Origin of the sequence: Cystobacter fuscus (assembly GCF_044360685.1) — a bacterium.
GTDB lineage: Bacteria > Myxococcota > Myxococcia > Myxococcales > Myxococcaceae > Cystobacter > Cystobacter fuscus_C.
In genome coordinates, this window is sequence record NZ_CP043491.1 from 5,985,894 (window position 1) to 6,008,369 (window position 22,476).

21 protein-coding genes are annotated in these 22,476 nt (G+C 68.3%); 14 read left to right on the forward strand and 7 right to left on the reverse strand.

Annotated features, from left to right (window positions below):
* Positions 1 to 21: 21 nt before the first annotated feature.
* Positions 22 to 906: a LysR substrate-binding domain-containing protein gene (locus F0U63_RS24615; protein ID WP_395832951.1), complete on the reverse strand. Its 885-nt coding sequence runs from the start codon at positions 904 to 906 to the stop codon at positions 22 to 24.
* Between the two features lie 117 nt (positions 907 to 1,023).
* On the opposite strand from F0U63_RS24615, the gene F0U63_RS24620 reads away from it, so the two are divergent.
* The 3 genes from F0U63_RS24620 (at position 1,024) to F0U63_RS24630 (ending at position 3,961) form a co-directional block, all read left to right on the forward strand.
* Positions 1,024 to 2,040, forward strand: coding sequence for a zinc-binding alcohol dehydrogenase family protein (locus F0U63_RS24620; RefSeq protein WP_395832953.1), 1,017 nt, complete (start codon positions 1,024 to 1,026; stop codon positions 2,038 to 2,040).
* Positions 2,041 to 2,079: 39 nt separating this feature from the next.
* On the forward strand, positions 2,080 to 3,420 hold the full coding sequence (locus tag F0U63_RS24625) for a hypothetical protein (protein WP_395832955.1): 1,341 nt from the start codon (positions 2,080 to 2,082) through the stop codon (positions 3,418 to 3,420).
* Between the two features lie 82 nt (positions 3,421 to 3,502).
* Entirely contained in the window at positions 3,503 to 3,961 is a 459-nt protein-coding gene (locus F0U63_RS24630; protein WP_395832957.1) for a hypothetical protein, read from the forward strand.
* A 39-nt stretch (positions 3,962 to 4,000) separates the two neighbouring features.
* On the opposite strand, the gene F0U63_RS24635 is transcribed toward F0U63_RS24630, so the two are convergent.
* The 3 genes from F0U63_RS24635 to F0U63_RS24645 form a co-directional block, all read right to left on the reverse strand.
* The gene (locus tag F0U63_RS24635) at positions 4,001 to 5,302 is read right to left on the reverse strand and encodes a transporter substrate-binding domain-containing protein (RefSeq protein ID WP_395832959.1); all 1,302 of its coding nucleotides are present in this window, start codon (positions 5,300 to 5,302) and stop codon (positions 4,001 to 4,003) included.
* Between the two features lie 96 nt (positions 5,303 to 5,398).
* Positions 5,399 to 7,030: a trypsin-like serine peptidase gene (locus F0U63_RS24640; protein ID WP_395832961.1), complete on the reverse strand. Its 1,632-nt coding sequence runs from the start codon at positions 7,028 to 7,030 to the stop codon at positions 5,399 to 5,401.
* Between the two features lie 138 nt (positions 7,031 to 7,168).
* Positions 7,169 to 8,074: a LysR family transcriptional regulator gene (locus F0U63_RS24645; RefSeq protein WP_395832963.1), complete on the reverse strand. Its 906-nt coding sequence runs from the start codon at positions 8,072 to 8,074 to the stop codon at positions 7,169 to 7,171.
* Between the two features lie 106 nt (positions 8,075 to 8,180).
* Here F0U63_RS24645 and F0U63_RS24650 point away from each other — a divergent pair, with 106 nt between their 5' ends.
* Entirely contained in the window at positions 8,181 to 8,591 is a 411-nt protein-coding gene (locus F0U63_RS24650) for a RidA family protein (protein WP_395832965.1), read from the forward strand.
* Positions 8,592 to 8,593: 2 nt separating this feature from the next.
* On the opposite strand, the gene F0U63_RS24655 is transcribed toward F0U63_RS24650, so the two are convergent.
* Positions 8,594 to 9,787 carry an LLM class flavin-dependent oxidoreductase gene (locus F0U63_RS24655; protein ID WP_395832967.1) on the reverse strand — a complete coding sequence of 398 codons (1,194 nt, stop codon included), beginning with the start codon at positions 9,785 to 9,787 and terminating at the stop codon, positions 8,594 to 8,596.
* A gap of 126 nt (positions 9,788 to 9,913) precedes the next feature.
* Here F0U63_RS24655 and F0U63_RS24660 point away from each other — a divergent pair, with 126 nt between their 5' ends.
* Both F0U63_RS24660 and F0U63_RS24665 read left to right on the forward strand, forming a co-directional pair.
* Entirely contained in the window at positions 9,914 to 11,032 is a 1,119-nt protein-coding gene (locus F0U63_RS24660) for a mannan-binding protein (RefSeq protein ID WP_395832969.1), read from the forward strand.
* A gap of 3 nt (positions 11,033 to 11,035) precedes the next feature.
* Positions 11,036 to 11,515 (forward strand): GNAT family N-acetyltransferase, encoded by a 480-nt coding sequence (locus F0U63_RS24665; RefSeq protein WP_395832971.1) that lies wholly within the window; start codon positions 11,036 to 11,038, stop codon positions 11,513 to 11,515.
* A 6-nt stretch (positions 11,516 to 11,521) separates the two neighbouring features.
* On the opposite strand, the gene F0U63_RS24670 is transcribed toward F0U63_RS24665, so the two are convergent.
* Positions 11,522 to 11,932 (reverse strand): YbaN family protein, encoded by a 411-nt coding sequence (locus F0U63_RS24670; protein WP_395832973.1) that lies wholly within the window; start codon positions 11,930 to 11,932, stop codon positions 11,522 to 11,524.
* 165 nt (positions 11,933 to 12,097) lie between these two features.
* Here F0U63_RS24670 and F0U63_RS24675 point away from each other — a divergent pair, with 165 nt between their 5' ends.
* The 4 genes from F0U63_RS24675 (at position 12,098) to F0U63_RS24690 (ending at position 15,634) form a co-directional block, all read left to right on the forward strand.
* Entirely contained in the window at positions 12,098 to 12,259 is a 162-nt protein-coding gene (locus tag F0U63_RS24675) for a hypothetical protein (protein WP_395832975.1), read from the forward strand.
* 365 nt (positions 12,260 to 12,624) lie between these two features.
* Positions 12,625 to 12,786, forward strand: a complete 162-nt coding sequence (locus F0U63_RS24680; protein WP_395832977.1) for a hypothetical protein — start codon at positions 12,625 to 12,627, stop codon at positions 12,784 to 12,786.
* A gap of 125 nt (positions 12,787 to 12,911) precedes the next feature.
* Entirely contained in the window at positions 12,912 to 14,099 is a 1,188-nt protein-coding gene (locus F0U63_RS24685) for a hypothetical protein (RefSeq protein ID WP_395832979.1), read from the forward strand.
* An 80-nt stretch (positions 14,100 to 14,179) separates the two neighbouring features.
* Positions 14,180 to 15,634 carry a hypothetical protein gene (locus F0U63_RS24690; protein ID WP_395832981.1) on the forward strand — a complete coding sequence of 485 codons (1,455 nt, stop codon included), beginning with the start codon at positions 14,180 to 14,182 and terminating at the stop codon, positions 15,632 to 15,634.
* On the opposite strand, the gene F0U63_RS24695 is transcribed toward F0U63_RS24690, so the two are convergent.
* A complete protein-coding gene (locus F0U63_RS24695; RefSeq protein ID WP_395832983.1) occupies positions 15,621 to 18,056 on the reverse strand; it encodes a hypothetical protein in 2,436 nt (811 codons plus the stop codon). The two genes, F0U63_RS24690 and F0U63_RS24695, sit on opposite strands and share 14 nt — an antisense overlap.
* Before the next feature lie 253 nt (positions 18,057 to 18,309).
* Here F0U63_RS24695 and F0U63_RS24700 point away from each other — a divergent pair, with 253 nt between their 5' ends.
* The 4 genes from F0U63_RS24700 (at position 18,310) to F0U63_RS24715 (ending at position 22,472) form a co-directional block, all read left to right on the forward strand.
* The gene (locus F0U63_RS24700; RefSeq protein WP_395832985.1) at positions 18,310 to 18,594 is read left to right on the forward strand and encodes a hypothetical protein; all 285 of its coding nucleotides are present in this window, start codon (positions 18,310 to 18,312) and stop codon (positions 18,592 to 18,594) included.
* 159 nt (positions 18,595 to 18,753) lie between these two features.
* Positions 18,754 to 20,055, forward strand: a complete 1,302-nt coding sequence (locus F0U63_RS24705; RefSeq protein WP_395832987.1) for a hypothetical protein — start codon at positions 18,754 to 18,756, stop codon at positions 20,053 to 20,055.
* 3 nt (positions 20,056 to 20,058) lie between these two features.
* A complete protein-coding gene (locus F0U63_RS24710) occupies positions 20,059 to 21,225 on the forward strand; it encodes a hypothetical protein (RefSeq protein WP_395832989.1) in 1,167 nt (388 codons plus the stop codon).
* Positions 21,226 to 21,239: 14 nt separating this feature from the next.
* Complete coding sequence (locus tag F0U63_RS24715; protein ID WP_395832991.1) at positions 21,240 to 22,472, forward strand: polysaccharide deacetylase family protein; 1,233 nt, start codon at positions 21,240 to 21,242, stop codon at positions 22,470 to 22,472.
* Positions 22,473 to 22,476 lie beyond the last annotated feature (4 nt).

Consider the following 22,476-nt stretch of genomic DNA (forward strand, 5'->3'; position numbering starts at 1 on the left):
CGCCTCCGGGCACCCCGTGCGTCAGTGGTCGAGCGACACGCGGGCCCCCGGACGCAGGCTCTCGTCGATGAAGCGCAACAGGGGCGTCATCAGGTGGCCGCGCTCCCGGTTCTCTCCGTAGAGTTTGAGCTCGATGCCCTCGAGCTCCGGGAAGCCCTCGTCGACGGACAGGGCCCGCATGTTCTCGGTCATGCAGCACTCCGGGAGCGCGGCGACGCCCAGGCCCGCGCGCACCGCCGCCGTGACGCCCATGATGCTCTCGCTCGTGTAGAGCACCCGCCAGGCCCGTCCGAGCGCCTCCAGCGCCTCGAAGCCTCGCGCGCGGAAGATGCACGGCGGCGGCAGCGTGCAGATGGGCACCGGCGCCGCCGCGTCGACCCGGAACTCGCGCGCGCACACCCAGAGCAGCCGCTCCCGGCGCAACAGCCGGCCACCGCCCTGCCCCGGGTTGGCGCACAGGGCGATCACCACGTCGAGCTCCCCGCGCTGCTGCGCCTCGAACAGGCCCTCGTTGAGGCCCACCTTCACCTGGATGTGCACGCGGGGATGGCTCTGGGAGAAGCGCGACAGGATGCCGGGCAGGTGCTGCGGCACGAAATACTCCGCCACGCCCAGGCGCAGCTCCCCCGCGCTGTCCGGCTCGGCGAAGCGCTGCACCGTCTCGTCATTCAGCTTGAGGATCTGCCGCGCGTAGCTCAAGAGCAGCTCGCCGTCGGCCGTCAGCGAAGGCAGGCGGCTGCCGCGGTCGAACACCCGCCGCTCCAGCAGCTCCTCGAGCCGCTTGATGCGGATGCTCATCGCCGCCTGGGTCCGTCCGAGCTTCGCCCCCGCCGCCGTGAACCCCCCCGCGTCCACCACCGTCACGAAGGAGCGGAGCAGATCCATGTCCAGGTCCGTGTACCCCATGTGCTCCATATTCAGCGTTTATGGGGCGCATATCAACTATCAATCACGCATATCCTTCGAGGGGTTTATCTAGCGACACGTGAACGCGGCGCACCGAGCGCCGCCGAGGAGAAGCCCATGAAAGCCGTCGCCTACCGTCAGTCGCTGCCCATCACCCACGCCGAGAGCCTGATCGACGTGGACGTTCCCGCCCCGGCGGCCCCGACCGGGAGGGATCTGCTGGTGCGGGTGGAGGCCATCTCGGTGAACCCCGTGGACGTGAAGGTGCGCATGCGGGCGGACCCGAAGGGCGAGAACAAACAGCTCGGCTGGGATGCGGCGGGCACGGTGGTGGCCGTGGGCCCCGAGGCGAAGTTGTTCAAGGTGGGCGACGCCGTGTACTACGCCGGCTCGCTGGAGCGCCCGGGCACCAACGCGGAGCAGCACCTGGTGGACGAGCGGATCGTCGGCCACAAGCCCCGCTCGCTGAACTTCGCCGAGGCGGCCGCCCTGCCCCTCACCGCCATCACCGCCTGGGAGATGCTGTTCGATCGTCTGCGGGTCGCACGCGGAGAGGGCTCGAAGGGACAGTCGGTGCTGGTGCTCGGGGGCGCGGGCGGCGTGGGCTCCATCGCCATCCAACTGGCGCGGCGGCTCACGGGGCTGACGGTCATCGCCACGGCGTCCCGTCCGGAGACCCAGACCTGGGTGCGCGAGCTGGGCGCGCACCACGTGGTGGATCACCGCGAGCCCTGGGCCGCGAAGGTGAAGCAGCTCGTCCCGGAGGGGGTGGATTACGTGCTCGCGCTCACCCACACCGAGCAGCACTTCGATGAGATCGTCGAGGTGCTCAAGCCCCAGGGGGCGCTCTCGCTGATCGACGATCCCGCCGAACCGCTGCCCATCAACAAGCTCAAGGGCAAGAGCATCTCGCTGCACTGGGAGTTCATGTTCACCCGCTCGCGCTTCCAGACGCCGGACATGATTGCCCAGCACCAGCTGCTCAACGAGGTGGCCCAGCTCGTGGACGCGGGCCAGGTGCGCAGCACGATCAAGACGAACCTGGGCACCATCAACGCGGCCCACCTCAAGCAGGCTCACGAGCTCATCGAGAGTGGCCGGGCCCTGGGCAAGGTGGTGCTCAGCGGCTTCTGATGCACGAGCGCCTCGCGCGGCCTGGGGGCGGAGGGCCGCGTGATAACGTCCCGCCCGATGGTTGCCCCGCTCGCGTCCGCCGCTCATGTCGCCGCGCTGTCCCTCGTGCTCCTGACCTTGTTGGGGGGCTGCCGCAAGTCGGACGCCGAGCGGGCCGCCGAGGAGCGCGCGAAGATTGAAGAGAAGCTTCGCGACTCCTACACGCTGGTGCCCTACCGGGCGCTCAAGCTGACTCTCCGCGCCGAGGGGCAACCCCACGCCCCCGAGGAGATCGCCGCGCTGTGGAAGGCCCTCGAGGCGACGCGGGCGCTGCCCGACAAGGCCGTCACGAAGGAGGAGGCTCGCCAGATCGCCGGGGAGTACCTGGACCTGGGTGTCGCCTTCTACAAGGCGAAGAGGATCCTCGAGAAGCGGGACGAGGACGAGTTCCCCCTGTTGTGGACCCGCTGGAGCCCGGACAAGCCTCCTCCCCTCCCGGCGTATGACATCGGGCAGGAGCACGCCTTGCTGGCCACCGCCTGGCTCCTGCTCGACAGCGCGGATCGGGGCAATCGGGTCCCGGCCACCGAGCTGGTGTTCTACGAGCTGTCTCGCGCCACGCCCCAGCCGACGTGGGATCCGCTGTTCCGCGTCGCCATCCACGCCAACCGCGGCTTCGCGTTCTGCGAGGCGAAGTACCACTACGCGGCCGAGGAGGAGCTGAACGCCTTCTTGTCCGAGGCGGAGGCCCTGCCCCCGGCCGACTTCCCCTCCTACCGGGGCGCGGGGCGGGAGCAGACGCGTGAGGCAGTACTGGCCACCGGCTACTTCCTGCGCGCGTGGAACCGCATGGCGCTCGACCGTGAGCGCGCCGCGGAGGACGACATCGAGCGCGCGCTGCACTCCCTGGAGAAGCTGGGCGTGGAGAACGAGCTGACGTGGTGGGGCTGGGCCTTCATCCACTTCCGGCGCGAGCGCTACGAGGAGTCCGCGGCCTCCCTCGACAAACTGGCCGCCAGCCCGTATCTCGGCGAGAAGGAGCGCCAGGAGATCCATGGCTCTGCGCGGGAACTGCGCGGACACGGCGACCGGCTGCCCATCTTCCTCCAGGCCCGCGCCGCCATCATCCTGGGGCAGGCGCTCATCGCCCGCGCGGGCGGGCCGGAGGGAATCCTCATCACCCTGCTCGGCCCCGAGCGGGCGAAGGAGGTCTACTCACCCCTGGCCTGGCTGGACCGGGTGCGCCAGGGCATGGGCGAGGTCTCACCGGAGCAGGTGGCGAGCGGCGCGGGAGACGCGCTCGGCGCGGCCCGCGAGGCGGGCGGCAAGGGCTGGGAGGCGCTCAAGCGGAAGCTGGGAGCTGGCGTCTCCGGTGGCACCGCGGACTCCGGCCCGAAGTAGCCACCCGCGCGAATTGTCGGCCAGGGTGAAGATCTGTCGCGTGTAGGATGCTTGATGGCCAACATCCCGACAGGAGATCTCCTTGAGCTTCAAGGTCGTACCGTCAATGACAGTCATCTCCGCGACCGAATTCCTGAATGTGCAAGAGATAGGAGCTTGGGGCGAAAAGCTCACGCCGATCATGATGACGGAAATCGAGCGCTATGGGCTCTCGGTGACTGGACCCTGGCTCTTCATCTCCTACGGACGTGATGGCGACACGAGCAGGAGGTTCCGTCACGACTATTGTGTGCCCGTCGGCAACCCAGAACGGTACAGAGGAACTTTTCAGGTCCGTACACTCGACCCGTTCCCCTGCTTCTTCACCCTGCACACGGGCAGGCCCTCCGAGGAGAACCTCCGCGCGGGCTACGGAGGCGTCATCGAGGCGATCACCCAGGCCGGGCGGGAATTCAGCGGAGAGAGCCGCGAGGTCTGGCATGGATGGACATCGGCGGACTCCACGGCCAACGCGTTCGAAATCCAGATCGGTGTGAAGTGACGCCGCTCCTGGACGCCACCTGTCCACCACTGCCGGGGCTCAACGGCCCGTGCCGAGTTCCACCAGCGCATCGGCGAGGCGATCCATCTCCGCGCCCTCCAGCCCGGTGGACGCGAGTTCCTCGCGGGCCTTGCGCCGCGTGGCCTCGCGATCCAAGCCACCGGGAACGCGCGGCACGAGGGTGCTGATGCGCGCGCTGATCCGCGCGAGCGCTGGCCGCAGCTCTCCATCCAGGGAGTGCACGGGCGCCTCCGCGGTGTCCGGGGCGCGGAATTGAATCTGCTTGGCCGCGTCCATCTGCGCCTGGAAGAACGCGGTGATGGCCTCGTCCCTGGGCGGCGCGAGGCCCAGGGCCGCCGCGGCCTCGTGGACCTCCTTCCGGGCGGTCTCCAGCACCCGCGCCTCCTGCGCGAGCACCTCGATGGGCTGGCCCGCGCGGCGCTTGGCCGTGGCCACCCGGGGCATCAGCGCCAGCCGCTCGGCCGTCGCGGCGAGCAGCGCGTCCACCGGCGTCGCGGTGGGCCCGGTGGCGCCGGGGCCCAGGTGCCGCGCACGGATCCGCTCGAGCACGCCGCTCGTCTCCTGTTGCAGGAGCCACGTGTCCAAATCCGTGGCCAGATCGGCCCGCGAGGGCTCCACGTAGAGCGCCACCACGTCCCGGGTGAACGGGCCCACCCGCTCGATGCCGGAGAGGCCCTCGGCCCAGCGGGGCCCCTCGAAGGTGTTGGTGAGCGCCGCGTCGGCCTCCCCCTTGGCCAGCGCTTCGCGCACCGCCGCGTTGTCGGGAATGGCGCGGATGCTCGCGTGGTGGAAGTGGGCGCGGGCCACGCGCTCCAGGTGTCCACCCCGGTTCACCGCCAGGCGGAACTCGGGCCGGTCGAGCGCGCGCAGGAGCGCGAGCGGCTCTTCGGGGGGACTCGCGGGCGGAGGTGCCCAGGCCGGGCGTCGCAGCAGCAGCAGGGCCCCGTTGCGGGCCACCGGAACGGTGTAGCGCCCGGTCAGCGAGCGATCAGGCCGGACGGTGATGCCACTGGTCGCCACGTCGAAGCGGTGGGCGCCGAGGTCCGCCACCAGCTCCGGCCAGCGGAAGCGCACCCATTCGAGGCGGTAGCCGCGATCGGACGCATAGGCTTGCATGAGCTCGGCGTCGAAGCCGGACGCTTGCCCATCGCGCAGGGTGCTGAAGGGCGGGTAGTCGCTGCTTGTTCCCACGCGCAGGACGCGGGGCTCGCTCGCGGGCGGGAGGGTCCGGGGCTGGACCGCGCACGCCGCGAGCAGGGCCAGCACGGTGCCCGCGAGGAGGTGGAAGGGTCGGACCTGGGGAGGAAAGGATGAGCGCATTCTCCGAGTCTGCCCCAGAGTCGCGCCTCCCGGGTGAGCGGAGAGGGGCTCGCCCCCGACGTCCTCATCGGGAGCGAGCACCGCGTCCTCACTTCCTCAGTAGATGACGTAGGAGGCCGTACCGCTGCAGCTCGTGTCGCGGAAGCAGCCGACACGGATTTGATGCGGCATGTTCTGGCCCAACACGTTCACGCGGTAGACGACGTGCGAGAGGCTCCCGCAGGTGCCGAAGGTGTCGTCGTTCTCGGCCGCCACCGAGCCCGACGCCTCGTGCACCCGCAGGATGGTGTCACCGACGCCAGAGGCGCCCTCCACGCCGCAGGTGCCCACATCGAGGGTCTGGCCATACGACAGCGTCACGTTGTGGTTGGCGGTGTTGCGCGTGCCGCTGCTGGTGTTGGTGAGGTTGAAGGAGAACGTGCCCCGGACGAGGTTGGCGTTCGGGGTCACCTTCCACACCACGACGCCACCGCAGAGATCGCTGTTGGTGCAGCCGGCGCGAATGGTGTAGTCGCCCGAGGCCCCCACCCTGTGCTTGAAGTAACACGAGTTGGCGGCGATCTGGGTGCCTTGTGCGTCGGAGAGGCGCAGCGAGGTGTCACCGGCGGCGTAGGCGCCCGGCAGGGTGCAGGTGCCCACTTCCACCACATCACCCGCGGAGAGACTGATCACCTTGTCCGTCGTGTTCTGTTGGGCATTGTTGGTCTCGCCCGTGAAGTAGGTGAACGAGGTGGCCGGGCGGTTCTGGGGCGGCATGTCGGCGCACAGCCGAGGGCTGGCGTTGCTGGTCGCGGCGCACAAGGTGCGGATGGCGTTGTAGACGTAGGTGCTGTGCTCGCCGGTGCAGCCCGTCTCGGGGCACGTGTTCACCACGTTGCAGGTCCCGTTGGCGACATAGTCCGCGTCACCGCGCACGGCGATGCTCGCCACCGTGTAGTTGTCCATCTCGTACACGGCCGAGCCCGAGTTGCCCGCGAAGGTGTCCGTGGTGGACACCAGGTAGTCCAGCGAGTTCTCGTTCGCGTCGCGCACCGTGCCACCGGAGGCGATCTTGAAGGGGATGGCGCTGCTGCTGCCGATGACGGCCAGCTTCTGCCCGACGGCCAGCGGGGTGTTGCCCTTGCGGACCGGTGCCGGGGTGAAGCGCGGCGTGGCCGGCCGGTCCAGGCGCAGGATGGAGTAGTCCATGTACCAGCTCAGCTCATGCGCCACGATGGCGGTGCAGCGGAAGATGTCCTGCGTGGTGACCTGCTGCAGCTGGCCCTCCGCGGTCCGGTAGAAGTTGAAGACGAAGCGGGTGTTGGCGCACTCCTCGGGGGTGGGGACACAGTGGGCCGCGGTGAGCACCAGATCATCGTCGATGAGCGTGCCGGAGCAGAAGGCCGCCCGCGGGTCATCCCGGAAGCGCTCGGTGGTGCAGAGGTTGCGGCCTTCGCCCAGCGTCTGGCCGGTGAAGACGACGTGGTTGGGATCCGTCGCGTCGATGAGCGGGGGATGCATCAGCGCCACGGTGGACTGCTGTGCCCGCGCGCGCAGCGTGGCGTCCGGGTGGGCGTAGACGTCCAGCCGATCGTCCGTGCCATAGACGACCTCGCTCTTCTTCTCTCCGAGCGCGCCCTTCTCCGCGGCCTGCTCCGTCGCCGGGCCGCAGCCCGCCGCGAGCGTGAGCGTACACATCACCGCGCCCACGAAGGGACGCACCAGGAACCCGTGCTTGAAATGTTTCATGGAGGATGTCTTTCTTGTTTTCTCGGGGGGCAAGAAAACCTGCCATGGCAGGCAAGCGAAAGATAAATACTCCAGAAAAGCCGTATTCGTAAGAAGAATTGAACGCCCAGGTTTCTCCTGACACGCTGAACGATTGGATTAGCGCGGCTTCGCGCTCCATCGCTCGACCATCAGATCGATGAAGCGCCGCACCTTCGCCGGCAGGTGACGTTTGCTTGGGTAGATGGCCATGATCGGCACGTCCACCTGCTCGCAAGACGGCAGCAGCGCCTTGAGCCGCCCACTCGCCAGATCTTCGTCGACCAGGAAGCCGGGAAGATAGGCGATGCCCAGTCCCGCGACGGCCGCGTCCCGGATCGCCTCGCCACTGTCGAGCCGAAGACGGCCGCGCCCCTCCACCTTCACCCAGGGGCCACCCTTCTGGCGCAGACGCCAGCTCTGTCGTCGCGTCCGGCTGCTGAATATCAGACAATCATGCGCCGCGAGTTCCTCCGGTGTTTCGGGTTCACCGCGCGCCTCGAGGTAGGAGGGCGCGGCGCAGACGATCGCCCGGTGTTGAGCCACGAGCCGGGAAATCAGGCGCGTATCGGTGCTGGAGGCATCGATGCGCACGGCCAGGTCATAACCCTCCTCGATGATATCCGCGACGCTGTCGGTGAAGCTCACCTCCGCCTGCACCTCGGGCCAGGTCCGCAGATAGTCCCGCAACAAGGGAAGGACATGCAGTCTGCCGAAGGCGTCGGGCACGGTGAGCCGCAGGACGCCCCGGGGGGTGCCCGTGCGCTGCCCGACGCTGGCCTCCGCTTCGTCCAGGGCCGCCAGGACTTTCATGCAATGCTCATGGAAGACACGGCCATCGTCGGTGAGGCTCAGGTGGCGCGTCGTGCGATTGAGCAGACGCACCCCGAGGCGGGATTCCAGCCGGGCCAAGGCCTTGCCAGCCGCCGAGCGCGTCAGGCCGATGGCCCGGCCGCCGCCCACGAAGCTGCCCGCGTCCACGACGGACATGAAGGCGAAGATCTCATCCAGGTTGGCGCGCTTCATGGGTGGCTTTCCTTTGTGGAGTCCTGGTCGCCGGAATGGGGACGTCCGTTCGTCAATGGGCTCGGTATACGAGTCCGGCAAGCACCCCTTCAACTGGAGATCTCCCATGCCCGTGACCCTGCTCAACCCCGAAGGACTCCTGAATACCGACGCGCTCCGATACCGACAGGTGGCGATTGCCACCGGCACCCGGCAGGTGCACATCGCCGGGCAGGTCGCGTATGACGCGAATGGCCAACTCGTCGCGCGCGGTGACCTGGCTGGACAGGTGGCGCAGGCCTACCGCAACGTCGCCATTGCCCTCGCGGCTGCCGGGGCGACGTGCAGCGACATCGTCCGGCTGACGTTCTATGTGGTCGACTGGAAGCGCGAGATGCTCCCCGACTTCCTCGCCGGCATCGAGCAGGTCGCCGAGGAGTTGAAGATCGTGCCGGCGCCTGCCTCGCTGATCGGAGTCTCCGTGCTCTTCGAGCCGGGTGTCCTCGTCGAGATCGAAGCCACCGCGGTCGTGGGCTGACGTCAAGGCACCCGCGGCGCGCTGAACTCCGGAATCAGCTCGCCCGTGAGGCGCAGGCTCTTCATGACCTGTTCATGCCGGAGGGCACCGACCTGGTGGAAGGACATCAGGGCGTCGATGCCGAGCGCCTCGTAGCGCTTCATCCTCCGGCGCACCTGATCCTTCGTGCCGACGATCAGCGACTCCTGCTCGCTGAGCACCTCCCAGATCTCCTGGTCCGGCACGGCCTCGTTCGACATCACCCGGCCGAGCAACCGCTGGGCCCGGGACTGGGGGGCGTTCGGATCCTTCTTGCGCACGTACTGGCCCGTCAGCCCTCCGCCGGCGGGATCCTTCGCCAGCGCCTCGAGCTCGGCGGCCGTCTTGACGAATTGATCCTTCGCCTCGAAGAAGGTGAAGGAGCCGCTCGTGTACCAGGCCGCCGCCCTCGCCGCGCCGTTCTCCATGGCCTCCTGCTCGCTGTCCGCGCAGTGCACGAAGGTGAAGAAGGCCACCTGGTCGTTCACGAACTCGCCCACCGGCTCGCACCGGGTGCGCAGCGCTTCCCGGTAGAGGTGGATCATCTCCGCGGCCTCCTCCAGCGAGGCCCACAGCGTCACCCCCAGCGCCCCCACGCCGTTGCGCCCCGCCTGCTCGAACGAGGCCGGGCTGGAGCAGGCCTGCCACAGCGGCGGGTGGGGCCGGCGGTACGGCTTGGGGACGATGTTGAGGTTCTTGATCTGGAAGTCGGGGCTGTCCCAGGAGAACGCCTCCCGGGTCCACATCTTCGGAATCATCTCGAAGGCCTGCTGCAACTGCCCCCGTGTCGAGTCCGGGTGGATGTTGAAGGTGCGCCACTCGGGGACGGTGCTCCGCGCGAGGCCCAGCTGGCAGCGCCCCCGGCTCAGGTGATCGAGAAAGGCCGCGCGCTCGGCGACACGGATCGGGTGGTTGAACCGCGAGGGAGCCAGCACCGACGCATGGCCCACGTGCAGGTTCTTCGTGCCCATGGCGATGGCCGTCAGCATCAGCTCGGGGGCCGAGCTGTAGCTGAACTCCACCGCCCCATGGTGCTCCACCTGCCACCACACCCCGTAGCCCAGCTCGTCGGCCAGCCTCGCCTGCGCCAGGGTCTCCTGGATCAGCCGTTGCTCGTGCCCCCCGTCGCCCCACAGCTCCTTCGGGTACTGCATCTCCGAGAAAACATCCAACCTCATGGTTCTCTCCGTCCCTGCGCAAGGCCCACGACACCCTCACCAGAGCATGGGCTGATTCACGTCGGGGCCGTGGATCCGCCGGCCCCTGACGCGATAATCCTACGCGCTCATGCCAGGAGAGAGACCATGAAGAGGCGGTTCGGCGCGCTGTCACTCGCGGTGTCGGCGGCGCTCGTCCTCGGACAACGGGCCGAGGCCAGCTCGCATGACGTGGAGACGGAGCTCCTTCGTGACGGCCCCGACGCCCAGGACAAGTGCCCCTCGACCTGCTCCACCCAGAATGAGTACTGGACGGGCCAGTGGCGGACGGCGCTCCCGGAGAAGGCCTCCAGCTGCCAGTGTGCCCAGCCCCCCTTCGAGCACCTCGTCATCGACGCGGGCTCTTCTGGCACCCGGCTCCTGCTCTACGAGGTGGCGCGGGGTCCCCAGGGCTGTCAGCTCACTCCCCCCAAGGCGCAGGAGCAGAAGAAGGATTCCACGCTCGGAGCCCTGGCGGACATGGACGTGAAGATGGCGGAACAGGAGCTGGGTGAACGGATCACGGCCCTGGCGCCGACCCGTGTGGTGCTGCTGGGCACAGGGGGCTTCCGCCAGAAGGGAATGCAGGGGGAGCGCAAGATGCGGGAGCTGCGGGAGCGCCTCGCCAGACACGTCCAACAGGTGGAGATCATCTCGGGGAAGACGGAGGGTGAGCTGGCCTGGCTGGCCACACAGCCCACGGCGGAGAAGGCTCCCTTCTCGATCCTGGAGATCGGAGGCGTTTCGGTGCAGTTCGCCACCGGAGAGCCGAGCGGCGACATCCAAAGCGTCAGTGATGATGCCGTGGGCATCAACGTCCTCTCCGAGGAGATGGGCAAGGACAAGGCGAACTGCCTGAAGGAAGAGGAGAGCTTCACCCGCTGCATGGCCGCCATCGGGCAGCGGCTGGAGTCCTCGCAGCTCGCGCGCAAGACTTCAAAGCTGCTCCCGGAAGGACAACACCGCCCGGTGTATATCATTGGCAAGGAGCTGGATGCGCTGTTCCAGCCGGGGAAGGAGCTGAGCCGGGCGCTCCTGGAGGGAATCGGGAAGAAGTGGTGCAAGGACTCGCGCACGGGTGATGACAAGGCGAAGGCCAGTTGCTTCAAAATGGCGTATCTGTCGGCCCTGTTGAAAGCGGTGAAGGCCGGGTCCATTCGCAAGGGGGCCGACTCCTGGACGCGAGCGGCCGCGGTGAATGCCGACTACTTCCCGAACTGCCGCTGACCCATGGACCGGACCTCCACCACCATTGCCGTGCGTGACTACCGCCCCACGGACGTGGACGCCCTGATGGCCCTGTTCCGCACCGCGGTGATCCAGGTGGCACGGCGCGACTACACCGAGGCCCAGGTGCGCGCCTGGGCCGGGCGGATGGACCGGGCGCGCTGGCTCGAGCGCCTGGCCGCCAGGCCGACCTTCGTCGCCGAGGTGGGCGGCCAACCCGCCGGCTTCAGCGACCTGGAACCGGACGGCCACATCGACATGCTGTTCGTCCACGCGGACCATCAGGGACGGGGTGTCGCCTCGGCCCTGTTCGACCACATCCTGGGCCGCGCGAAGGCGGCGGGCCTCGGGCGTCTGTACACCGAGGCCAGCCTCACCGCCCGGCCGTTCTTCGAGCGCCGCGGCTTCACGGTCATCGCGGCCCAGGACGTGCCCGTCGCCGGGGAGGTGCTGCGCAACTTCCGGATGGAGCGAGTCCTCTAGGCGCACTCAGCCGGGTGGACGGCTGGGGCGGCTGAGAATGTAGGCCGCCCCGATGAGCATCAGTGACCCGGAGACAGCCAGCACGGGCCACTTCACCCGCAGGACGAAGGCCATGAGCGCGAAGCTCACCCCCATGGCGGAGATCGCGCTCGCCTTCACCTTCACCGGCACGGTGCCGTACTGGGTCCATTCCTGGAGCCGGGGCCCGAAGCGCGGGTGCGTGTACAGCCAGTGATGGAAGCGGGGCGAGCTGCGCGAGAACGCCCACAACGCCAGGAGCAGGAAGGGCGTCGCGGGCAGCAGCGGCAGGAACGCGCCGAGCATCCCCAGGCCGACACACACGAAACCGGTCGCCATGAAGAGGGGCCGGAGGCGCCGGTTCCGGCCCTCGTCGACGCGCGGGGAAGTGGGCTCCATCGTCGGTTCGTCTGGCACCCCCCACGTATACACCACAAGGAAGAAGGCGGAGCACCTGACCGGCCATCACAAATGGCCTGGCCTCCCTCCATCGTGGATGAGTGGCCGCGTTGGCGCTGCGCTCACTCATCACAACCCAGGCGCCAGGTCCGTAGGAGTCCAGCCATGAATAGCAAGATGGAGCAGACCCAGTCGCAGGACGCGAAGCACTCGGCGGAGCAGCAGTCCCTGGAGGGCAAGCAGCTGACCCTCGAGGATCTGGCCCTGGTCTCGGGCGGCAAGATTCTGCTCGAGGACAGCTGCAACAACCGGATCGAAGTGGGTTGAGCCCCCTGGCACCGGGGGGAGGCGCTTCGCATGGCGGGCCCCTCCCCCACGGGCCAGTTCCCCATCGGTCACTGGCACCCAAGCGAGGTGGTGGCGCCTGAGCGTGCCACCACCTCGTGGCATTTCCATCCCCGTGCTCGGCGCTGCGTTCCTGGTGCGGCTCGAGGCTCGTGCCTGGTTGGCGACCGGGGAGACAGAGGACCCGCCCTCTCCGATCCCCATCGCTCGGCATCGGCGATTTCTTCCGGCGCGGCACCTTCGCACCATCACAAACAGCCACTCCGCATTCCATCGTAGATGAGTGGCCGTGATGGCGCCGCGCTCACTCCCCGAGACCCATGCGCCAGAGCCGTAGGGAGTCAGTCATGAATCAGAAGATGGATGAGACCCAGTCGCAGGACGTGAAGCACCCGACGGAGCAGGAGGCTCTGGAAGGCAAGCAGTTGTCCCTGGAGGATCTCGCCCTGGTCTCGGGCGGCTCGATTGAGCTCGAGGACAACAAGGGGAACAAGATCGTCGTGGGTTGATCCCTCTGGCACCGGGAGAGGGGCTTCGTCTTGGCGAGCCCCTCTCCCGCGGGCCAGTTCCCCTCCGTCATCCTCGAGGAGCGGCGGCACCTGACCGCGCCGCTGCCCATGGCAGGTCCCCCCTCATGCTCAGCGCTGCTCCCGTCTTCACTCCTTCCGAGCCCCATCCCGAGTCTCTCGTGCGGCTGCCCATCGTGCGCCGGATGCTCTCGGATCCATTGGTGCGGTTCGTGCCGCGCGCCATCGACCAGCGGTGGTACTACGAGGGCATCGTTCCGGTGTCCCTGGCGGGCTTCAACCCCTTCCTGCGCGGCATCTTCTACGCGAAGAACTCGGCCCTCTCGCACTGGCTCGCCGCTCCGCACGGCTCCACCCGGGACTTCAACGACAACGACAACCTCGTCCGGGAGGTGCTGTTCGCCGCCCACGACTACCTGCACTGCTGGTCCGCGGAGGTCATCGCCGTGCTCGCCCCCTGGGTCCGGTTCGCTACCGGCCCCATCCTCCGCGACAACATCGAGGACTTCGTCTTCTGTCATCTGCTGACGGAGGCCGCCGCGGTCGCGCTCGACTACTGGTTCTTGTCGACCATCCACCTCGCCGAGCAGATACCGATGGGCACCACGATCACGACCCTCACGGTCAGCTATCACGAGCGCAACGTCTCCGAGTACCGCCGGTTCTGCCCGGCCTGGGACGCGCAGCGCCCCGGCTTCTTCGGCCAACTCGCCCGGTTCTATTGCTCGGGAGTCTTCAATGGCTTCAGCGTGCAGGACCTGCGCAGGAGCCCGCAGATCCGCAAGTGGCTCGCGCACGAGCTGAGTTACGGCGCCACTCAGCGCGAGTACGCCCGGCTCTGGCTGTCCTTCCTGGCCGCCGAGGAGATTGCCTATGAGCCCCAGAAGCTGGCCGCCCCGGTCTCCGTCCAGGAGAAGTGGAAGCAGCAGCTGATGCACGAGCTGGGACTCGTGATGTTCGCCAAGATCAAGGAGGACTCGGACAGCGGGCTCGTGCTCCGCTTCCGGAATGAGCCTCCCACGAGCCCGAGGGAGCGCCAGCCCGACTTCCGCTTCGTGAACGCCAACGTCGTCCCACTTCCGCCAGAAGCCGTGCCCTCTCCCGAGAGCTCGCGCTACCACGCCCTGCAGCGCGTCTCGGCCACGGACTTCGACAGCGTGTCCCAGGAGACCCGGCGGGCCATCGCGCGTGCGTTCAAGCGTGAGGAGCACGCAGAAGTGTCGCGGCTCATCGAGCAGGCGGAGCGCGTTGCCCCCGTGGGAGCCGAGCCACGGGATTTGTTCGTCCTCAATTAGCGGACCGCCCGGAGCCCCCGGAGGAGTAGACCTTGTCCTCGAGCCACCCAAACCCTTCCAGCCACCCGGCGGACCCCTGGATGGTCCCCGTTCCGGTCGCGCCCGCGCGGTTCACCCCGTTACACGCGCGCCATGCCCGGTACGCCGTCCAGGTCGACCTGGGCCGCATCGGCCCCTTCGGATTCTCGGCGCCGCCGCGGCGGGAGGCGGAACTCTTGTACGCGGACCTCCAGACCAACGCGGACAACAACGTGGCCCGCCGGCTGGGCGCGGGCCGGGCGGGCGTCCACGCCGGCAAGTACCTGAAGGGCGTGGGCCGCACCCTGCTCGCGGCGAACTGGAGCGACTCCGAGGACGGCTACCACAACAGCGGGCACCTGCTGCCCTCCGCCGCCGCGAGGGAGTACCTCGCGAGCTGCTATCTGGAAGGGCGCCAGGCGGGCGAGACCCTCGTGCGGTGCGAGGGGTTGCTCCTCGCGCCGTTGCCACCGGAGGCCGAGCGCTACGTCGCGTCGCTCCTTCCCGGCTGGGAGACGCACCACCTCGCCCCAGTGGATCGGCGGCTTCAGGCCATCACCGTCAAGGAGGCGGGGTTCGCGCGCATGTCCAACTTCGCCTGGGCGCTCTCGCAATGGCGGTGCGGAGCCCCGTTCCTCATCGAGCTTTTCCTGAGGATGGCCCGGTACCTGGGTGGCCCCTCCGAGCCGCAACCGCGCCCTGGCGACCTCACCCCGGAGGTGATCGCACGGCAGCTGGAGCGCGCCACCGAGCGGCTGGTCCACCATTTCGAGCGGTTCTTCCACGCGGGCGTCTACTGGGGCTCCTTCCACAACAACTTCACCGCGGATGGCCGGTTCCTGGATCTGGAGACCCCCGTCATCTTTGGAGGCCCCTTCCTCGGGGTGCTCGCCGCGCCGGGCAAGCTGCCCGTGTCGCTGGACCCGGCGGACTCCCGGCCCGTCGTTGGGTGTGAGGTGCTGCGCTGCCTGCGGCAGGTCCGCACCTTCCTCGCCTTCCTGGTGGACCGGCTGGAGTGGCTCGGCCGGAGCGCACCGGACGCGGGCGAGCTGGAGCGTCGCTTCCTCCGGGATACGGCCGAGGCCCTGCGCGCGCGGTTTCCGCCCTCGCACTGGCTCCATGACGCGGGAGCGCTCGGGGAGATGCTGACCACGAGCCTCGCCTCGGCGCTCGCCCTGCCGCCTCGAGCCGAGGCGGAGCTGGGGGCGTTGGTGGAGGCGCAGTGCCGGACGATGCTGAACGAGACGCCCAGGCGCACGAACTCCATCAGGCTGGTGCCGGTAGAAATGCTGCTCGCCCATCCGGAGCCGGCGCTCCCGGTGGTGGCCGGCGTCCCTCACTTCCTCGAGGACTTCGTGGGACAGACACACGCGGGCCGGGCGTTCAACGAGGCCCTCCGCCAGGTGGACGGGACCGAGGATGTCGCCACCGCCCTGCATGTGATCCGCGAAGCGGAGACAACCCTCCGCGGCTTCGCCCCGGCCGACACGGCGTGTTCCATGCTCAGTGGAGCATGATCCTGTCGACGGTGATCGTCGCGGTCCTGGGGAAGTGGACCCGGTATTCGAGCACGCGGTTGAGCGCCGTCTGCTGGAAGCCCAGGCGGAAGTCCTGGTACTGGTGGGCGGCGGAGAACTGTTGAGACGTCAGGTCCATGCTGGCCAGAACGGCCCCCGTGGTGTTGTCCCTCACGTCCACGGTCGCGACCACCTGGGCGCCGAGCGAGTTGTTGTCCGTCTTCACCCGGAACGTCACCTTCCGGGGGCCCACTGGCACCTGGGCGTCATAGGGGCCGTAGACCATGTGCCCGGCCGCGTCGAGCGAGGGCGAGGCCTGCCAGCCGTCGCCGCTCGAGCGTCCGGCGTGATGCGCCACCACGGCCCCTTCCGCCTCGTACTGGCCGAGGCGGGTCGTGGTGGTGACCTTGTCGATGTTGATGGCCGCCTTGTCCTTGTAGTCGGCCCGGAACTCGAGTTGATGGCCGGCGACGTTCTCATAGGTCAGGCTGAAGTCCTGGTAGACGCCAGCGGCCTTGAACTGGTGGCGGTAGACATCGAACGACGTCAACACGAGCCCCGTGGTGGCATCCCGGATGTCGAGCGTCACGACGTGATCGTTGTTGCCGGTGTTGACGTCGATCTTCATCTTGAACGTGGTGGAGAGCGGCCCGGCCGGGAAGGTCGTGACATAGGGGCCGTAGAGCATCATGCCGGCGTTGTCCTGGGAGACGTTGGCCGTCCAGCCATTGTCGCTCGACCGGCCAACCGTGTGCGAGAAGGGCGAGGCGGCATAGCTCGTCGTCTCCGCCTCGTACGTCTTCACCACCGTGGAGGGGTCCGTGGGCAGGAGGTAGGACTCGCGCATGAGCTGGAAGTAGTTGTCAGGCCTGACAAAGACGATGTTGCCGTTGCCCTTGAAGGTGTTCACCACGTTGACGAAGCTCTGGACGCTGTTGCCCTCCCACGGATTGGCCTGGATGCTGACGAACCGGGGAGACGTGCCGTTCCAGCCGGAGATGGCTTTGTTGATCTCCGAGATCATCGAGCTCTCCGTGGGGCAGTACGTGGCATTGAGGCCCTGGCTCGGCATGACGTTGTTGTACACGGTGATGCCGCCGCCCGCGTTCTGCGCGGTCAGCCCCAACAGGGACGGCGCGTTGTAGGCGAAGGAATTTCCCACGTTGGTGTTCGTGGCCCCGTCGATCTTGTTCCACACGGTGAGGACCTTCAACCCCGAGCGGTTCATGTAGTCGCCGGTCAGCGTCACGTAGTTGTCCAGATGGGACGCGTTCCCCCAGTAGTTGGGATAGGTGTAGCCCAGTCCGGTCGGGCCCGAGATGAGGTTGTCATTGGGCGTGGCGGTGGCATGCAGGTAGTTGAGCACGCCGGGCATGGCATCCAGCATGGCGGGTGAGATGGTCCACCCGATGGGCACCTGTCCCCGGGCGGGGCTGTCCCAGAACTTCTTGAAGAGGTGCTCCACATATTGGAGGTTGTCCCCATCGCTCAGGATGAGCGTGATGTAGATCTTGTTGTTCAGGGGGGGCTTGTTGGGAACGGGTTTGACGCTCACCGCCCGGGACGTGCCGCCGAACACCGTCAGGTTCGAGGCGAAGTCACTGGCCACCGTGGAGATGCCGTATTCGGAGACGCGCTGGACGCCCGAGGCTTCTTCCGGCCACCAGCCCATGTAGATGCCCCCGCTGCCGTAGGGCATGGCCACCAGGAACTTCCTGAGCAGCGAATCCTCCGCGGCGACCCGTGGATCCAACCACACGACGGCCATCTTCGTGGCCGTGGCGTAGTCGCGCAGGAAGCCCTTGATGTCCGGCGCGAGCCCGATGAGCACCCGGTGCGTCACCTGGGACCAGTAGTTGTCGTACAGGTACTGGTAGACCTGGAGCTTCGTCGTGAACCGGCCGCGCAGATCCACCAGGATGGGCAGGTTGTAGGGCGCGGACGTCAGTCGGGCGACCAGTGCCGGGGAAGCGACGACGCCATTGCCCAGACCCGCGATGGTGGTGGCCAGGTTCAGCGTGTCGGGCACCGCGGTGTCGTAGACGACGATGCCCGCGACCTCGCTCCTGTACTTGCTCAGGAGGCTCCAGTTGTCGGCGACGTCCGTGTAGCCAAGCCCCAGGGAGTTGAGCCAACCGTACCGGCCATCCTGGCCGCGCACGGCGGTGTCGTACGTGAAGATGCGGGGCTGGGTCCTGTTGACGAGCCCCTTGAGGGTCGTGAAGAGCGCTGCGTCGTCCTGACTGGCGGCGGTCAGGTCCATCACGTCCAGCGTCGCCGCGGGCGCGGTGAAGGACGGGAGCACCTGATTCGCGGGCCAGGAGAGTCCAGCCGCCAGGGCCGCCGTGGGGCGGCACACCCCCCACGCCGTCAAGGTCATGGCGAAGACAGGCGCCCACCGGGCCCATCGGTCGATCTTCATGAGTCACTCTCTCCCCGAGTTCGACATCGTTGACGCACACCAAAGAAGGCGGGCCACGCGATGACGATCGACGAGGAGTGGCGGCGGAGGCCCTCCGCTTGATACACCGCTCTACCCCATCAAATCAAGATTAACTAGAAACACCCGACTGAAGGACTGGAGCCGAGGCAGGCGCGCGCCAAAAATGTATTACCTTCCTCGGTGGATACCCCATGCACACAAACAATTCGGGAATCCAACAAGGACGCCATACATGAAGATGACAAGGATCGTCGCACTGGTGGGTGCCGGCTGGCTCGTGGGCTGTGGCGGTGTCGAGGCGCCCATGGACGAGCAGACGGACCTCGCCACGCGGACGGACATGCTCCCGGCATGCAACCACAAGCAGTTCGAGCGGATCTTCTACGCGGAGCCGGCGAAGCTCACCGAGGTCGGCCGTTGGGAGTGCAATTGCGACTCCAACACCGCCTTCCAGCATGGTGGGACGTCGCTCTACTACACGGACGTCAACGTCGAGTTCTGCGCCGTCGAGGGTTGAGCCCAAGCCGCTCCGCGCCTCGCCAGGAGCCACCAGCGGCCGGCGGCGAATTCCGTGTCCGCCTCAGGCCGCGCCGCCACGAATTCTGCACGAACATTCCTCGGCGGGTGCACCGCTCCCCCATCCGGGTTGCACGCCGGAGGTCCACTCTCCGGCTCCATGATCCTCGACACGCCTCCTCCTCCTCCTCCGCGACCGGCCCCAAGCCTCGCCCGGCGCGCCGGCGCGTGGCTCATCCGGCACCACGTCCTCGGCAGCCTCGCCATCGTCCTCTTCGCCACCGCCGTCATCTCCGGCCAGATGGTGGACCGGACGGACTTCGCCAGCTCGGAGCTGGAGCGCGGCGTCATGGAGCGCTGGGGTGCCCCCGTCGTGCAGCCCGCGCCCTCGCTGCGCTACGTGCAGAGCGGCACCCTCTTCACCGAGCTCAAGCCCCTGCCCTTCGCTCAACAGCACGTGCAGGTGCAGGCGGAGATGAACTACCGCAAGCGAGGCCTGCGCTACTTCTCCGGCTTCGACTTCAACCTCTCGGCCGACTACGCCGCCGTCAACCGCGAGGGCCATGACATCGACGTGGCCTTCATCTTCCCCATCGAGATGGACAAGTCCCAGGTGCTCCTGTCCGACTTGAGCTTCCTCGTGGATGGGGCCGAGGCGGACCTGGACATGGGCGAGTCCGGCAACCGGCTCGTCTGGACGGGCCGCATCCCCCAGGGCGCCACGCGCCGCTTCTCCATCCGCTACCGCGCCCGGGGCCTCGACTCCTTCCTGTACAAGCTGGACCCCTCCCTGCCCGCCCACGACGTGCGTCTGCAGCTGAACGTGACGGGCGGCGAGAACTACGACTATCCACCCCAGGTCCTCGCCGCCAGCAAGGTGGAGACCAGCCGCGGCACCGTGGCGCTCGACTGGGCCTTCCAGTCGCTCGAGTCCGGGGTGAGCCTGGGCGTCATCCTCCCCTCGGTGGAGGCCTATGACGAGCTCATCTCCACCATGGCCCGCCGCGCCTGGGTGCCCTTCCTCGGATTGATGGCGCTGCTGGCCGCCTTCAGCCTCCACCACCGGCGGCCCCTCGCCATCTACGAGGCCTACCTCTTCGCCGCCGCGTATGGCTTCTACTTCGTGCTGCTCGCCTACCTCGCCGCCTTCATGAACTTCTATGTGGCCTATGTCCTGGCCACCGGGGGAATGGGCGCCGCCGTGGTGCTCTACGCCCGGCGCCTCTACCCCCAGGAGCGCACCTCCCGGCTGGCCGCCGTCTGGGCCGCCACGCTCGTGGTGCCCACCACCGCCGTCATCCTCCAGGGCTACACCGGCCTCGTCTACACCCTGGAGATCCTCGCGGCGCTGCTCGGGCTCATGGCCCTGTCCACCCGCGCCGAAGTGCGCGCCCTGCTGTCGGATCTCCCCCCAGGCGGTGAGCCGCCGCGTGCCCCCTCCTCTCCTCAGGAAGCGATGTGACCCATGTGGATGCCTGCTCTCGTACTCGGGTTGTTGTTGACCACGGCGGATGCCCCGCCCTCGGGCTCGGCGACGGTGCCCCTCCAGGAGTTGATCTCGCTCTACGGGAAGAAGGAACACGAGGCCGCTCCCCCCGAGCCCCCCGCACGTGCCCTGGTGGTGAAGAGCCAGCTCAAGGGACGTCTCACCGCGGAGGCCCTGCTGGTGGAGGCGCACTTCGAGGTAGAGGTGCTCGCCGACGGAAGCTGGACGCAGGTGAAGCTGCTGCGGCTCGACGCGGACACGTACCTGACCGAGTTGCCCACGCTGGAGGGCGCCACGGTGGCGGCCCTGGACGCGCACCTGACGTTGGTGACGCGGCAGTCCGGCCGTCATGTCTTCGACGTGAGCTTCACCCTGCGGCCCACGGTGGCGGGCTCCGAGCGTCTGGCTCAACTGCGTTTTGGCCCCCACGTCACGCCGGTGCCACTGCGGTTGGAGGCGGATGCCACGGCCTTCACCCTGACGGAGCCGGTGCTCACCTCGAGCGAGGAGGTGGACGTGTATCCCCGGCAGGGCGTGCTGCGGGTGGGCTGGCGCACCACCGTGGCGCCGAAGGTGGCGCGCCAGGTGATTCGTCCTCCGCTCGAGCCGAGCATTCCCGAGGCCCACGCCACCTGGGTGTCCACGCTCGAGGGCAAGGCCAGCCTGCGGGTGCGCTACGCACTGCGTCTGGACCGTGAGCAGCCGCTGGAGCTGACGCTGCCCGAGGGTCATCACCTCGAGCGGGTGCTGCTCGACTCCGCGCCGCTCGTGCCCGAGGAGAAGGAGGGCCGGTTGCTCGTGAAGGTGGCCCCGACGCGGGTGGGAGAGACGGAGGCCACGCTGGAGGTGGTGCTGACGCGGGACCTGGGCATCTTCCACCTGTCGGGCCGGTTGAAGCTGGCACTGCCCCGGGTGTCCTGGCCGGTGGCGTCGATTCGAGCGCGGGCGCACTTCCCCGCCGTCTTCAACTACCAGCGCGAGGGCGGCAGCATGGAGCCCGACGAGGCGAAGACCGAGGACGCCCCGGACACGTCGACGCCCCTGCCCGGCAAGGTGCTCCACTTCCGCCAGTACCTCGTGGCGGCCTCGGCGCCCACGCTGGAACTGGGCTACTCGGTGGACATCTCCCAGAGCTACTTCCGCTGAGGTCGTATGGGCCCGTGAGGCTCCCCGGCCACGTGGACGCGGAGTACCTCTACGAGAAGATGAAGCAGAAGCTCGGCCAGAACCGACCCCGGACTCCCCACCCCATGAACCTCCGCTCACTGTCACTCGCCCTCCCCCTCCTCGCGCTGCTGTCCGGTGCCTCCTCCCGGGCCGCGGGTCCCAAGGAGGTCGCGGTCGCGGATCGCTCCCTCTGGCCCCGGCCGCTGCGCTCGTCCCAGGACTTCGATCTCGCCTCGCGCGCGGAGAACCTCGTGTTCGCCCACGTGCTCGGTGAGCTGGAGGCCCAAGCGGAAGGGTTTCCGGCCCTGCTCGGCGTCAAGCAGGTGCATGACGAGTCGGTGCGCCGCTGGCTCGAGGGCGTGAAGGACACCGTGGCGCGCAACCTGCGCGCGGCCCGGACGGCCTGTGGCGCTCCGTCCGAGCCGGGCTGCGGCGCGGAGGAGCCCACCGCGGCGAACCTCGTGCGGCTGGGCGGCGCGTTCGTGGCGGGCCTCGGCCCCGAGTACCAGGCCTGGCTGGCGATGGACTCGCGCTTCTACACCCTCTATGTGAAGGAGCAGCTGCGGCTGGCGGCCCTGTTCCCCTCCCCGACCAGTGAGATCCTCCCGCTCGGGCCGGGAGAAGTCACCGGCTCGGACTGGCCGGACCGGCAGTTCCTGCTGACCTTCGACGATGGCCCCACGCCCGCGGGCAAGGGCACGGACCGGTTGGTGGCGCTGCTCAACGCACGGGAGGCCAAGGGCGTCTTCTTCGTGCTCGGCGACGCGCTCGAGACGCGCCTGGGCAGGACGAGCGCGGCGTCACTCCAGGCGCTGTACCAGGGACAGTGCGTCGGATCCCACGGACAGCGGCACGTGTCGCACCAGAAGCTGGCCACGTGGAAGGAGCCGGTGGAGGGCTCGCGCGAGCGGATCTCCACCCTGGGCCTGGCGGGCTCCCGGAAGGTCCTCTTCCGCCCGCCCTATGGACAGCGCTCGCCGGAGTTGACCCGGTGGTTGTCGGGCCAGGGCGGCGAGGTGATGCTCTGGAACATCGACTCCCAGGACTGGAACGCCACCGTCGCGCCCGGGCCCACCACGGATCGGGTCGTCACCCTGATGTTGCTGTGGCGGCGCGGCATCGTCCTCTTCCACGACGTGCACGACAAGGTGCACGAGGCGGTGCCCCGGCTGCTGGACTTCGCCCGGGACACGGGCCTCACCTGGAAGGACTGCTCGGCGCTGTGAGCCC